The following is a 13001-nucleotide window of genomic DNA, read 5'->3' on the forward strand; positions in this document are numbered from 1 at the left end:
GGGTGGTTAGAAAATGGAGTATGACCGACCTCCTTGGACATGTCCGGCGTCGGCTGTTCGGCTCGACCACGAGCTCGTCCTCCTCCCCTCGGCGTCCCCGTTCAGGACACCAGCAGGAGTCCCCGAAGCCCCAGAAGCCCCAGGAGCACGTCCGGCTGCCCGAGGGAACGGCACGGCGGCCGAAGCGCCTGTCCCTGCTGAGCGCGCGCAGCGTGGCCGGCGAGGTGTTCCTCCTCCAGCTGGCCGTCGTGGCGCTTCTCGTCGCCGCCGCGGTGGTGACGCTCGTGGTGCAGGCTCAGAGCGCCGGCATGCTGGACGCCCGGCACCGTACGCTCGCCGCCGCCGGAGCGTTCGCGCAATCGCCGGGGATCGTCGCGGCCCTGCGCGGCCCCGATCCGAGCGCGGTGCTCCAGCCGAGCGCCGAGGCCGCCCGCAAGATCGCCGGGGTCGACGGCATCAACGTGTACACGCTCGACGGGCTCACCCTCACCCACAGCGACCCGGAACAGATCGGGCGGCACGTCGTCGGCCCCTTCGCCGGGGCGGCGGCCGGCAAGTCCTTCACCGAGACGTTCGAAGGCTCCTTGGGGCGGTCCGTGGTCTCGGTGGTCCCCGTCAAGGACGCCGACGGATCCGTCATCGCCGTGGTCTCCGCCCCGGTCACGGTCCAGAACGTCCAGAGCATGGTGAACCGGCAGCTGCCGGTCGTCCTCGGCAGCGCGGCCGCGGTGCTCGGCCTGTCCGCGGGCGGGACGGCTCTGGTGAGCCGTCGGCTGCTGCGCCGGACCCACGGCCTGGGACCGGCCGAGATGACGAGGATGTACGAGCACCACGACGCGGTGCTCCACGCGGTGCGGGAGGGCGTACTGATCTTCGGCGAGGGCGGTCGGCTGCTGCTGGCCAATGACGAGGCGCGGCGGCTGCTGGATCTGCCGGCGGACGCGGAAGGGCTCCCCGTCACGGACCTCGGTCTGGAGGAGGGGCTCGCCGAGCCGATCGCATCGGGCCGTTCCGCGAGCGACGAGCTGCACATGGCGGCCGACCGGCTGCTGGCGGTGAACATCCGTCCCACCGCCCCCTACGGCAAGGCCGGGACCGTCGTCACGCTGCGGGACACCACCGAGCTGCGGGCACTCACCGGCAGGGCCGAGGTGGCCCGCGAGCGGCTGAAACTGCTCTACGACGCGGGGGTGCGGGTCGGAACGACGCTGAACGTGGAGCGCACCGCGGAGGAACTGGCGCGGACGGCGGTCCCGCGGTTCGCCGACCTGGTCACCGTCGACCTGCTGGACCCGGTACTGCGCGGCGAGGAGCCGCCCGAATCGAGCACCGAGATGCGCCGCACCGCCGTCGCCGGCCTCCGCGGCGACCACCCGCTCTCCCCCGTCGGCGAGCTGATCCGGTTCGCTCCCACCGGTCCCGTGGCCGCCGCGCTGGCCGGCGGCCACGCGGTCCTGGAGGCGGACCTGCGCGCCACCCACCGCTGGCGGGCCCAGGACCAGGCCAACGCCCTGCAGATCCTGGACCGCGGCATCCACTCCCTGATCGTCGTACCGCTGCGGGCCCGGGGCGTGGTGCTGGGGATGGCCGGCTACTGGAGGGGACAGGACTCCCCGCCGTTCGACGAGGAGGAGGTGTCCTTCGCCGAGGAGCTGACCGCCCGGGCGGCCCTGTCCATCGACAACGCCCGCCGTTACACCCGCGAGCACCACATGGCCGTCACCCTGCAGCGCAGCCTGCTGCCCCGCGGCGTGCCGGAGCAGTCCGCCGTCGAGGTCGCGCACCGCTATCTGGCCGCCCAGGCCGGGGTGGGCGGTGACTGGTTCGATGTCATCCCCCTGCCCGGCACCCGCGTGGCCCTGGTGGTCGGCGACATCGTGGGCCACGGTCTCCACGCCGCCGCCACCATGGGCCGCCTGCGCACCGCCGTGTACAACTTCTCCACCCTCGACCTGCCCGTGGACGAACTCCTGAGCCACCTGGACGAGCTGGTCACCCACATCGACTCGGACGAGCAGGAGTGGCAGGGGATCACCGGAGCCACCTGCCTGTGCGCCATCTACGACCCCGTCTCGGGGCAGGTGACGGCCGCCACCGCCGGGCATCCGGGCCCCGCTCTGGTCCGCCCCGACGGAACCGTGTCCTTCCCCGAGGTGCCGGTCTCCCCGCCGCTGGGTTTGGGCGAGGGGCTGCCGATGGAGACCATGACGCTCACGCTGCCCGAAGGATCCCTGCTGGCGCTCTTCACCGACGGGCTGATCGAGAGCCGCGAGCGCGATCCGGACGCGGGCCTGGCAGCGCTGCGCGCCGCCCTGGCCGGGCCCGCCCGCACTCCGGAGGAGACCTGCACCGCGGTGATCGACGCGATGCTGCCCGTCAGGCCCGGCGACGACGTCGCGCTGCTGGTGGCCCGCACGCGCCGACTGGACCCCGCGAGGATCGCCGAGTGGGACGTGCGCCCCGAACCCGCGGCGGTGTCCCCGGTGCGCAGCGCCTGCGCCCGCCGGCTGGCGGACTGGGGCCTGGAGGACATCGCCTTCACCACGGAACTCATCCTCAGTGAGCTCATCACCAACGCCATCCGCTACGGCTCCGAGCCCATCCGGGTGAGACTGCTGTACGACCGCAGCCTGGTCTGCGAGGTCTCCGACGGCTCCAGCACCTCGCCGCACCTGCGCCGGGCGGAGGCCACCGACGAGGGCGGCCGCGGCTTGTTCCTCGTCGCACAGTTCGCCGAGCGCTGGGGCACCCGGTACACCGCACGCGGCAAGATCATCTGGAGTGAGCAGGCCCTCCACGACGGGGCCGCGCCGCCCGCGATGGATCTTGGGGAGGCGCTCCTGGCCGGGTGGGACGACGAGGGGCTCTGAGACACGCCGGTACGGCGGGCGGTAGGACAGCCGTAGGGCAGGCGGTAGGGCAGACGGCGGACACTCCGGTCCGGGGCTGCCCTGCCGAGGCCGCCGACCGTACGCTGGCCTCGATCAGTACGCGACTGACCGTTATGGAGCCTTTGTGCCCGTACCCCGTCTCCGGACAGCCTCCGTCGCCGTCTGCCTGGCCGTCGCGGCGGCGCCCCTCGGCGCCTGCGGAGACGAGCCCCCCGCCGCGCCCCGAGCACCCGCGGTGGCCACCTCCGCCGCGGACGCCGGCGGCATGGCGGCGCTGACCGCGGCGGCGAAGAAGGAGGGCTCCCTCAACACGATCGCGCTCCCGCGCGACTGGGCCGGCTACGGCGCCCTGATCGACGGCTTCGAGAAGAAGTACGGGATCAAGGTCCTGGTGGAGAACCCGGAAGGCACCAGCCAGGAGGAGATCGACGCCCTGAAGGAGCACAGGGGCGAAGGCCGCGCCCCCGATGTGGTGGACATGGGGGATTCGTTCGCACAGTCCGCGGCACGGCAGGGCTTGCTCGCTCCGTACGAGGTCGCGGCGTACGACGAGATCCCCGAGGAACAGAAGGACGAGCGGGCCCGCTGGTACAACAACTACGGCGGCTACATCTCGATCGGCTGTGACGCCAAGCGCGTCAAGACCTGCCCGTCGACGTTCGCGGACCTGCGCAAGCCCGAGTACAAGGGCAAGGTCGCGCTCAACGGCAACCCCACCCGGTCCGGCTCCGCCTTCGCCGGGGTGTACGCGGCGGCCCTGGCGAACGGCGGTTCCTTCGACGACATCCGGCCCGGCATCGACTTCTTCGGCGAGCTCAGCGAGAACGGCAACTTCATCCCGGTCGAATCCACCCCGGCCACGATCGCGAACGGCCGGACGCCGATCAGCATCGACTGGGACTTCCTCAACCTCGGATACGCCGACGAATTCCGCGCGAGGGGCACGGACGTCGACTGGCGGACCGCCATCCCCTTCGACGGGAGCTTCGCCCAGTACTACGCGACCGCGGTGAACAAGGACGCCCCGCACCCCGCGGCGGCCCGCCTGTGGCAGGAGTACCTCTTCAGCCCGGAGGGTCAGAACCTGCGGCTCGGCGCCTACGCCCGCCCCGTCCTCATGGACGCCATGGAGAAGGACGGCACCCTCGACGAGGCCTCCGCGAAGAAGCTGCCGACGGTCGAGGGCACGCCGGCGTTCCCGACGGAGGCTCAGACCGAAAAGGCGAGGGAGACCGTCGACCGCGGCTGGGCCCAGGCCGTCCCGGGCTGAGGACGGGGGCCATGCCGTGGCTCCGCCACCGGTGGTCGGGAACGCATCAAGCGGCGCGGCGGACGCGCGCGAGGACGAGAACCGTGTCGTCGGACGGCGGGGAGGGGCGCAGGCTCGCGAGGATGCGGTCCGCCGTCGCTTCCAGCGTCCCCGGCGCCCTGCCCAGCTCGGCACGCAATGCCTTCAGGCCGACGTCGAGGTCCCCGCCGCGCGTCTCGATCAGGCCGTCGGTATAGAGGGCGAGGATCGCGTTCGCGGGGAGTTCGACCTCGATCGTCCGGAACGGACAGCCGCCGACGCCGAGAGGGACGCCCAGGACGTCGCCGAGGGTCTCCACCGCGCCGTCCGGCCGGAGCACCAGGGGCGGCGGGTGACCGGCGCTGGCGATGCGGGCGCGTCCGCTCCTCGGGTCGTAGACGATGTACAGGCACGTCGCCAGCTCGATGCCCGCCTCCTGGGCGCACGCGTCCAGCTCGGTGAGGAGGGCGTCGGGCTCGCTGTCGTGCCTGGCCAGGGCCTTGGTGGTGATACGAAGGCGGCCCATGGCCGCGGCGGCGGACACCCCGTGCCCCATCACATCGCCCACCACGAGGGCGAGCCGGCCGCCCGGCAGGTCGATCACGTCGTACCAGTCGCCGCCGACCTCGGTGATCCGGCTGCCTGGTACGTACCGGTGGGCCACGTCCACGTACGGGCTGGTCGCCAGCGCGCTCGGCAACAACGCCCGCTGCAGGGTGAGGGCGATGTCCTGGACACGGCTGTAGAGGCGGGCGTTGTCCAGGCAGATCGCGGCGCGTGACGCGAGCTCCCCGGCCAGGCTGACGTCTTCCCGGGTGAAGGCCGGCCGGCTCGCGGACCGGCCGAACATGGCGATGCCCTGGACCGTGCCCCTGGCGATGAGCGGGGCGACGAGAACACAGGCCAGACCGCTCTCGGCCATCAGTCGTGCGCGTGACTCGATGAGGACGGTCCGGGCCACGAACTCCTCGTCCACCACTGCGGAGATGGCGCGACCGGTCCTCAGCATGTCGTGGATGACGGAGCCGGGCGGATACCGCACCTTCTCCACTCCGCTCACGAGCTCGGTGGCCGGAGGGGGCAGGATCGTTCCGGAGGCGATCCGGCGGGTGAACAGCGGCCGCCCCGGATCAAAATCCTCCGTCTCGTCCATCCACTCCACGACTTCCACCACGGCGCCGTCGCAGAAATCCGGCATGGACGCGTCCACCAGCTCCTGGGCGGTGACGTTCACGTCCAGGGTGGTCCCGATCCGCGTGGAGGCCCCGTCCAGCAGGGCCAGCCGCCGACGGTTGGCGGTGGCTTCCAGGATGGCCTGTTCCCGGTCGGTCACGTCCAGCATCAGACCGCCCACTCCGGGACGCGAGCCGACCGCCTGGCTCAGGGGGAAGAAACTCACCGACCGCACCTGGTCACGGTCCGGATGTCCCCGTGTGCGCATGCCCACCAGCGCGCCCACGACCGGCGCACCGCCCAGGGCGACGCCGCGGAGCATGCGCTGGTACTCGCCGCCGTCGGACATGATCATGATTTCGTCCATGCGCCGTCCGAGGTGCGCCTCGATCGGGAGGCCGTCCATGTCGGCGAGCGCCTGGTTGAGGTGGACGTACCGCAGGTCCGGGTCGAGCATGACCAGGCCGATGGGGCAGGTCTCGAAGAGGGCGTCGAGGAAGGCGAGGTTGGTTTTGACCCGATCGAGCTCGTCGCTACGGCTCGCCAGGACCATCACCATCGAAGGCCCTCCGGTTCCGGTCATGGAGAAGACCCGGAAGCCGCAGTCGAAGACCGTGCCGTCCCGGTGCCGTGCCGTCAGCCGGCCCCGCCAGTACCCCTGGGTCCGGCCCCGCTCCGTCAGCGAGGCGCACGGATCGGGGGCGCCCCGGGGCGCTTCGGCGAAGAGGAGGGCGCCCGGCTTCGACAGGATCGCGGCGGAGTCGTACCCGAAGAGGTCCCTCGCGCCGGGACCCCAGTAGCAGACGCGGTCGCCGTCATCGATGCCGAGGACGGCCACGGGCACGTGCTCGAGCAGGACTCCCGGCTCGGACCAGAACGGGCCGTGAGCCTTCTCGCCCCCCGGCCGCGCCGATCGCACGGGATGTCCCCTTCCACTCGCCGCTCCATCCATTATCCGGACACCCTGGGCATTCTGCGGCGTGAAGTGCGCCGCGGCGAGGAGAACGGAGCCGAAAAGGGACGCCCCCCGGCCGCCGGTGGAGGGCTTCCCGGGCCGGGTCCGGCCGGGCAGCCTGCCCACCGCTGCGGGTGACCCGCGTGGCACCGCCCACGGGCGGTGCCACGCGGTGGCTTGCGGCCGGTCAGCGGTTGTCGCCGAGTTCCTGGTGCATCTGCGGCTGGTCGTCCTGGCCCTGGGTGAGCGCGGCCTTCTCCATGTCGCGGAACGCGGTCGAGGCGACACCGAGAATGTCCTTGTAGGGGTTCACGCCCGCGGCCTTCTCCGCGCGATCGCCGAGAAGGCCGCCGCCGATGCCGCTGACGACCTTGTGGCCGGCCGCGATCGGCTTGCCGGCCGCCGAGAGCAGCCCCTTGGGCAGGCCGGCCATGTCGGCGTACTTGTCGCCCAGGCCTGTGCGGACCATGGCGATGAACGCGTCATGCGACGGGCCGGGGAAGAACTTCTTGTAGTAGTCGACGGCCTGCTTGGTCATGAAGACGCCGTCGTCGGTCTTCTTCCACTCCTTGTCGCGCTCCTGGTTCCACAGCCGGTCGACCTCTTCGGCATCCTTCGGCAGAACCCACTTCTCGGGGGTGCCCAGGTAGTGGTTGACGTAGTGCCACGCACACATGAACCCGTGGGCGTCGTCCTTGGAGACGTCCAGGCCGAGGTTGCGCATGGCCTGGAGGATCTGCACGGAGAAGACGCAGGCGGCGCCGGTGGTGTACTTCTGCGAGACCGGCTCACCCCACTTGCCGTAGTCCCACTCGCCGGACTTCTTGTGGAGCTGGCGGACGGAGGCGTGGACCAGGCGGACCTTGGTGACGTTCGCCTTCAGCGTGCCGTCGGTCAGCGCGTTCTTCTTGTCCATGTCGACGAACAGGCGCGAGGACTGGGACAGCCGGCGGCCCGGGCCCTCTACTCCACCGAGGCGGCCGGTGGAGCGCAGGGTGAACGCCCCGGTCGGGGACAGGTAGGTGCCGATCAGGCCGACCGTGCCCTGGAGCATGGCGACCTCGCCGCGGTGCCGGTCGAAGAACTTCTCCGCGGCCTTGACGTCCGCGGCCGTCCACCCCGGCGGGTCGGCCTCCGCGCTCTTGAGGAACGCGCCCAACTTCGGGGGGAGAGGGGAGTGGTCCTGGCCGGGCTTGAGGGTGGCGATGGTACGGAACAGGGCGTTGACCCCGTCGATCTCCTTGTTGTCGATCAGCTCCGAGACCAGCTCGTCGGCTTCCGGGTCACCGACCTTGCTCGCGGCCTCGAGCTCTTGGGCAACGTACTGCGCGGTCAACGGCATACGGGGGCTTCGCTTTCGTGTTGAGGGGCGTGAGCCGACCGTCGGCCCTGCAGGGCGGGGGTCGGCACCACGGCTGGCAGCTTTGCCACAAGAGCTACCAGCACGCTCACCACCGGGGATCGGCCACACGAGTGGCGCGCGGAGGCGCCCGTCCGGCTCACAGCGCACGCCCGCGCCCTGAACTCCGATCCGCCCGTTCGGGCACTCCGGCCAACTGGACCAGGCATGATCGTTTCCCCGGTGGAGCCCGTCCCCCGCACGGGTGAGAGCCTGCCCCCACCATGCCGAGATCCTGCTCGGTGGGGCACTATGCGCAGCCCATCCCAACACGCTGGGCAGGGTACAAAGACACCGGCCAGTGGGACTCGTGTCGCGGCCAGCCAAGGGCGCGGATGGGAAACGGTGTTGCGTCCCGTGTGGTCGGCACGGATGCTGGCCGGCTGGAGGCGGTTGGGATGATCAACGTTGTGTTGAAGCTGCATGCGCGCGATCTGGTGCATGGGGATCTGGCGTCGTGCGGGTGGTCAGGGACTGAAGACCACTTGATGAGCGTCGCGGAGCAGTTGCGGCGTGTACGGCTGGGCGAGGTCGACTACCTTGCGGTGTGCCCTCCGACGGGCATTCCCGTAGCGAAAGGCGGGGTCGACTACCGCGTCAAGGAGGGCGTCGGCACGCTGTGGCAGCTTGCAGTCCATCCCGCATTGCAGTCGTGCGGGATCGGCACGTTCCTGGTCGACGCGGCGGAGCAACGCATCAGGAACCGGGGTTTGTGGCGGGCCGAGCTCGGTGTGGAGGAAGGCAATCACCGGGCCCGGGCGCTCTACGAACGACTGGGCTATGTCGCATTCGACTGTCAGCCGGATTCGTGGGACGAGCGCGCGCCGGACGGGTCGTTGCGCCGCTACGAAACGATGTGCACCTTGATGGGGAAGGACCTCTCCTGAGGGCAGTCCCGTGATGTCGTCGTGCGCCCGCCGGGGATTACGGGGACAGCCCTTGGGTTCGGCTGCCGCTCGCGCCGAGTGGCCCTCGTGGATATTCCCTTGCATGGGGGCTCTGAAGAGCCAAGAGTCCATCCATGGATGATGCGAAGCTGTCGGACGGCGTAGTCACCCTGTCCCCTCTGCGCGTGGATGACGCTGACGCGCACGTGGCGGGTGAGGATGAACTTCTGGTGAGGTGGCTGAACGGTGGGCCAGGAACACGAGCCGGCACTGAGGCGTACTTCCGCCAGTGCGTGGAACAGTGGGACATCGGTGGGCCGTTGCGTGCCTTCGGAATACGAGTCGGCTCCCAGTCCACTCTGGCCGGCACGATCGACGTTCGATTCGAGAGTGCGGGGCTCGCGCCCGGGCAGGTCAACATTGCCTACGGGCTCTACCCGGCCTGGCGCGGCCAGGGGTTGGCCACACGTGCGGTCAACCTGGTCTGCCAGTACGCGGCAGCAGAAGGAGCAGCTCAAGCGGTCATCCAGGTGGCCGCGGAGAACCCTGGGTCGGCAGCTGTCGCTCGACGTTCGGGCTTCACCTACACCAAGCAGCTTCCTGATGCGGACGGAACACGATTCGACTGGTACGTCCGCGACATCTGAGCAGTCCGCCGGATCAGTCTCTCTTTCAGGGGGCGCCTCCCTCTCAGAAGCGCTTCTCGATCCTCTTCGAGTGCTGCGCGTCAGCGGCGTTGAATGATCAACCGGTTGGTGCTTGTTCACGAGGAGGAGTGGCACGGTGGCGAGGGGGGGTGTCGTCTCTGTCACGTCAGGACGACGCACCCCCGCCGCTCCAGCTCGCCGAGGAGCGGTAGCGAGGGGTCGATCTCGTTCCACCGCAGATCCAGCTTCTCCAGCGAGGGCATCTGGGCGAGCCACTCCGGCAGCCGGCCAAGGTGGTTGCTCCGCAGGTCGATCTGACGCAGGCGCGGGAGGCCGGCCAGTGACTCCGGCACCCCGATCAGAGCGTTCTCGCGCAGGTCCAGGTGGCGTAGTTCGCGCAAGCCGGCTACCGACATCGGCATGTGCTCGATCTCGTTCCCGCGTAGCCAGAGTTCGCGCAGGTTGCGGAGCCGGCCGATGGCAGCGGGCAGGTGGGTGAGCCGATTGTGCTGGGCCCTGAGCTCGATGAGGCCGCCCATCCCACCGATCATCTCCGGCAGGGTGGTGAGGGAGTTCTCACCGACATTGAGGTAGCGCAACCGGGTCAGGTTCCCCAGAGAATCCGGAAGCCGTGTCAGCTGATTGTCGTGGAGGTAGAGGCAGCCGCTGAGTTCGGTCAGCTCTCCGAGTTCTTCGGGCACCGACGTCAGCGCGTTGTGGCCCAGGTCCAGGGTGTTCAGCTGGTGAAGCTGACCGATGGCCGGAGGGATGGCCGTAAGCGCGTTGTCCGCGAGGATCAGCACGCGCAGCTCGGTCTGGCGCCAGACCGACTCGGGGACCTCTCCGAGCTCTTGACGCCACAAGTTCAGCGTGTGCCTCACGGCCATCTCCCTTCACCAGTCCTCCGGGGCTCCGATTCTTGTACAGATCTCGGGCCGACAGGCCGGCGCCTGCCGCGTGCGGATCCGGCCAAAGATGACCCGGTCGGACGTCCACACGACACTTCGGTCCCCGTACACCAGTTGTGCCGCGCGTAACGACTCCTACGCAACGGCAGGAATCACACGGATGACCACCCCCCGTACCGTCACCCGGGCCGCGATCACAGCCGCGATCACGGCCGCGCTGACCACCGCACTGTCCGCCGGAATCGCCTCCACCGCCATGGCCGTCCCCGCCGGTCCGGACAAGGCCGGCACCTCCCGGACGGCTGCCGCCGAGCAGCCGCAGGACGGATGGACCGGGGAAGGCGGGCTCTCGCTCAGCCCGGCCGACAACGAACGGGTCGACGCGTACGTCGAGAACGCCAAGCGGGCCGAGCGGAACATCAGCCCGCAGGTACGGGCCGCGGCCTGGATCGCCGGCGCTGAGGTGATCGGCTTCGACAACCGGCTCAAGTCCCCGGACTCCCTCAAGCGGAAGGTCGCCACCTCTCTCAAGGAAAACCCGGGGCAGAGCGCCGAGGCGGCCCTCGCCACCCTCAGCGACGCCGTCCGCTACACCCTCCAGTGGCGCGATGACCAGTACACCGACGGCGTCACAACCGCCGCGCGGGTGCTGTCCGCGTGGGGCAACGACAGCACGAAGTGGTCCAACACCTGGGGCCGCACCCAGGGATACAAGGGGCTCAACACCGGCTGGCGCGCCCCCCGCTCAGGGCAGCTCTTCGAAGTTCAGTTCCACACGCCCGCCAGCAAGGCGGCTCAGGAAGCCACCCACAAGCTGTACGAGGAGCAGCGCCTTCCCGGCACCAGTCCCGAGCGGAAGAAGGAACTCCAGGAACAGCAGAACGCTCTCTTCGCCGCCGTGCCCGTCCCAGCCGGCGCGGACCGGCTGACCGCGCCCCTCCCGGCCCGGGAACCCGCGCCCCTGGGGTAAACGGTCAGAACTCCATCAGCCGGAGGCGCCCGGCCGACTCCCGCGGCCCCGTCACACGCGGTCGAGTCCGTCCTCACGGACCCGCAGGGCCAGGTCGATCTTGGTGTGGGCCGGGCGTCCCGCCGCCAGGTACTTGGCCTTCACCCGGCTCAGGTAGTACTTGGCGGTGTTCGGGGCGATGCCGGCGCGGCGGGCGGCGGAGTCGAGGGTCAGGCCCGAGGTGTATTCGAGCAGGACCCGCAACTCCTTGGGGGCCAGGTGCGGCACCTCGGCCGACGGCCCGCCCGGGGATCCTTCGCCGCTGCCGACCCGCTCCAGCCAGCCGGGTAGATCGGGGGCGCCGAGGTCGTTGCTGAAGACCTGCGGACGGTGGCCGCAGCGGTAGACGTCGTCGTGGACGGCGCCGTGCGCGCGAAAGCCCAGGCCGCGGACCAATTCCTGGTAGTCCGGGCTCGCGGTGGACACCACGAGGCGCCCGGCCGCGACCCCCTGGCGCAGGACGTACCGCAGGAGCAGGGCGCGCGCGGCGGGGTCGTCGCTGTGGGCCGCGCCCAGGAACAGCCCGCCGCCGGCCAGCGTCCCGCTGTGCTGCTGGAGCAGCGGTTCCGCGCAGTCTGCGCTCTGCGCGCCGATCGGCAGCAGGTTGGCCACGCCGATCGGCCGGCCGTCGCGGTCGTGGGCGAGGTGGAAGGTGGAAATGTCGTGGCCGGCCCAGCGCTCGGTCAGACGCGCGCTCCGCCGGCGGTCGAAGCCGCTGTGCCGGGCCCACCGGTCCATCAGCCGTGCGATGTCGTCCCCGTCCGCCGCGCAGGCGCGGCGGAAGCCCACCGCGCGTTCGCCGGCGGGGAAGAGCTCGCGGCGCACCAGTGGGTCACCTGTGAGGAAGAGCGCCTGATCGGCGAGCGCGGCGCGCTCCTGGCCGTCGCCGGCACGCCTGAGCAGGGCCAGCCGGTAGTCACGGGCCCGGTTCCGGGCGTCCTCGTACGCTTCCGGCCGGCGCCAGCGGTAGGCGAGTTCGAAGACCGTCCGGTACGGCTCGGCGATCCGCAGGCCGAGGGCGTCGCGGTCGACGATGCTGAGCGCGGCGAGCCTGGTGAACTGGTCGGGCCCGCCCGGCAGCAGCCGCTCGTCCGCGGTGCGCACGGTGGCGAGCATCCGCAGGGCGTGCTGCCACCGCCGGCCCGGCAGTTCGCGGCCGAGCCGCTCCAGCACCACCTCCGCGAGGCGGTCGGCGACCGCGCCGGCCGGTTCGCACTCCGTCCCGCCGGCGAGGGCGCGTCGGGCGGTGTCCGCGAGCAGCGGGATGCCCCCGGCGAGCCGGTGCAGCAGGGCTCGGAGGCCGGGCTCCCGGATGTCGGCGGTCATGGCCGTGATGCGCTCCTCGCAGGCGGGTGCGACGGCGACGGCGGCAACGGGGTGCGTCCAGCGTCGGTCCGTGGCGACCGGTCGGCGGCTGACCACGACCAGGCTGCCGGGCTGCCGGTGCCGGGCGTCGTGCAGGGCCGCGCTGACGGCCGCCACCCGCTGCGGGCCGTCGACGCTGTCGACCACCAGGGTGCACCGGGCGGCGGCCGGCTCGGCCAGGTGCCGGCGCAGCGCATGGAGCGCACCGGGCGGGTCGGGGTCGAGATCGACCCTCGTGGCGCCGTCCAGGTGCGCGAGGAGGTGTGACTTTCCCACCCCAAGCGGGCCGGTCAGGTTGACCTGCCGACACCTCGCTAACTCCGCCCGTACGTCCTGCAGTATCTGCGAGCCGTTCCCCCCGGAGCCGCCCACGAACACCCCCCTCATTCGGTCGTGCACGTGGTGTGACGCACTGCGGCGCGAGCGGGTTGCGTCCCTGGCTGACTGACTCTTCGTCATGTGCTGCGGGAGGACGGCGA

General features: G+C 70.9%; 9 protein-coding genes. 5 read left to right on the plus strand and 4 right to left on the minus strand.

Annotated features, from left to right (window positions below; all coding sequences use genetic code 11):
• Window positions 1-20: 20 nt before the first annotated feature.
• Together ACZ6I1_RS29485 and ACZ6I1_RS29490 are read left to right on the plus strand one after the other, a co-directional pair.
• Entirely contained in the window at window positions 21-2870 is a 2850-nt protein-coding gene (locus ACZ6I1_RS29485) for a SpoIIE family protein phosphatase (RefSeq protein WP_469291941.1), read from the plus strand.
• A 145-nt stretch (window positions 2871-3015) separates the two neighbouring features.
• Complete coding sequence (locus ACZ6I1_RS29490; protein ID WP_469291942.1) at window positions 3016-4161, plus strand: ABC transporter substrate-binding protein; 1146 nt, start codon at window positions 3016-3018, stop codon at window positions 4159-4161.
• 46 nt (window positions 4162-4207) lie between these two features.
• Here the strand turns inward: ACZ6I1_RS29490 and ACZ6I1_RS29495 are convergent, their stop codons facing one another.
• Together ACZ6I1_RS29495 and ACZ6I1_RS29500 are read right to left on the minus strand one after the other, a co-directional pair.
• Window positions 4208-6271 carry a SpoIIE family protein phosphatase gene (locus tag ACZ6I1_RS29495; RefSeq protein WP_469291943.1) on the minus strand — a complete coding sequence of 688 codons (2064 nt, stop codon included), beginning with the start codon at window positions 6269-6271 and terminating at the stop codon, window positions 4208-4210.
• Between the two features lie 223 nt (window positions 6272-6494).
• Window positions 6495-7649, minus strand: coding sequence for an oxygenase MpaB family protein (locus tag ACZ6I1_RS29500; RefSeq protein ID WP_469291944.1), 1155 nt, complete (start codon window positions 7647-7649; stop codon window positions 6495-6497).
• 455 nt (window positions 7650-8104) lie between these two features.
• Between ACZ6I1_RS29500 and ACZ6I1_RS29505 the strand changes: the two genes are divergently transcribed.
• A complete protein-coding gene (locus tag ACZ6I1_RS29505) occupies window positions 8105-8593 on the plus strand; it encodes a GNAT family N-acetyltransferase (RefSeq protein WP_469291945.1) in 489 nt (162 codons plus the stop codon).
• 134 nt (window positions 8594-8727) lie between these two features.
• Window positions 8728-9240, plus strand: a complete 513-nt coding sequence (locus ACZ6I1_RS29510; protein ID WP_469291946.1) for a GNAT family N-acetyltransferase — start codon at window positions 8728-8730, stop codon at window positions 9238-9240.
• A 161-nt stretch (window positions 9241-9401) separates the two neighbouring features.
• On the opposite strand, the gene ACZ6I1_RS29515 is transcribed toward ACZ6I1_RS29510, so the two are convergent.
• Window positions 9402-10127 carry a leucine-rich repeat domain-containing protein gene (locus ACZ6I1_RS29515; protein WP_469291947.1) on the minus strand — a complete coding sequence of 242 codons (726 nt, stop codon included), beginning with the start codon at window positions 10125-10127 and terminating at the stop codon, window positions 9402-9404.
• Between the two features lie 181 nt (window positions 10128-10308).
• Here ACZ6I1_RS29515 and ACZ6I1_RS29520 point away from each other — a divergent pair, with 181 nt between their 5' ends.
• The gene (locus tag ACZ6I1_RS29520) at window positions 10309-11118 is read left to right on the plus strand and encodes an ATP nucleotide 3'-pyrophosphokinase (RefSeq protein ID WP_469291948.1); all 810 of its coding nucleotides are present in this window, start codon (window positions 10309-10311) and stop codon (window positions 11116-11118) included.
• Window positions 11119-11169: 51 nt separating this feature from the next.
• Here the strand turns inward: ACZ6I1_RS29520 and ACZ6I1_RS29525 are convergent, their stop codons facing one another.
• Window positions 11170-12798 (minus strand): helix-turn-helix domain-containing protein, encoded by a 1629-nt coding sequence (locus ACZ6I1_RS29525; RefSeq protein ID WP_469291949.1) that lies wholly within the window; start codon window positions 12796-12798, stop codon window positions 11170-11172.
• Window positions 12799-13001: the final 203 nt, after the last annotated feature.

Source organism: Streptomyces sp. NPDC046303, assembly GCF_055588085.1.

Bases quoted from the DNA above. Each gene is read 5' to 3' on its own strand.
- ACZ6I1_RS29485 (WP_469291941.1), top strand. From the start codon at position 21: ATGACCGACCTCCTTGGACATGTCCGGCGTCGGCTGTTCGGCTCGACC.
- ACZ6I1_RS29500 (WP_469291944.1), bottom strand. From the start codon at position 7,649: ATGCCGTTGACCGCGCAGTACGTTGCCCAAGAGCTCGAGGCCGCGAGC.
- ACZ6I1_RS29505 (WP_469291945.1), top strand. From the start codon at position 8,105: ATGATCAACGTTGTGTTGAAGCTGCATGCGCGCGATCTGGTGCATGGG.
- ACZ6I1_RS29510 (WP_469291946.1), top strand. From the start codon at position 8,728: ATGGATGATGCGAAGCTGTCGGACGGCGTAGTCACCCTGTCCCCTCTG.
- ACZ6I1_RS29515 (WP_469291947.1), bottom strand. From the start codon at position 10,127: ATGGCCGTGAGGCACACGCTGAACTTGTGGCGTCAAGAGCTCGGAGAG.
- ACZ6I1_RS29520 (WP_469291948.1), top strand. From the start codon at position 10,309: ATGACCACCCCCCGTACCGTCACCCGGGCCGCGATCACAGCCGCGATC.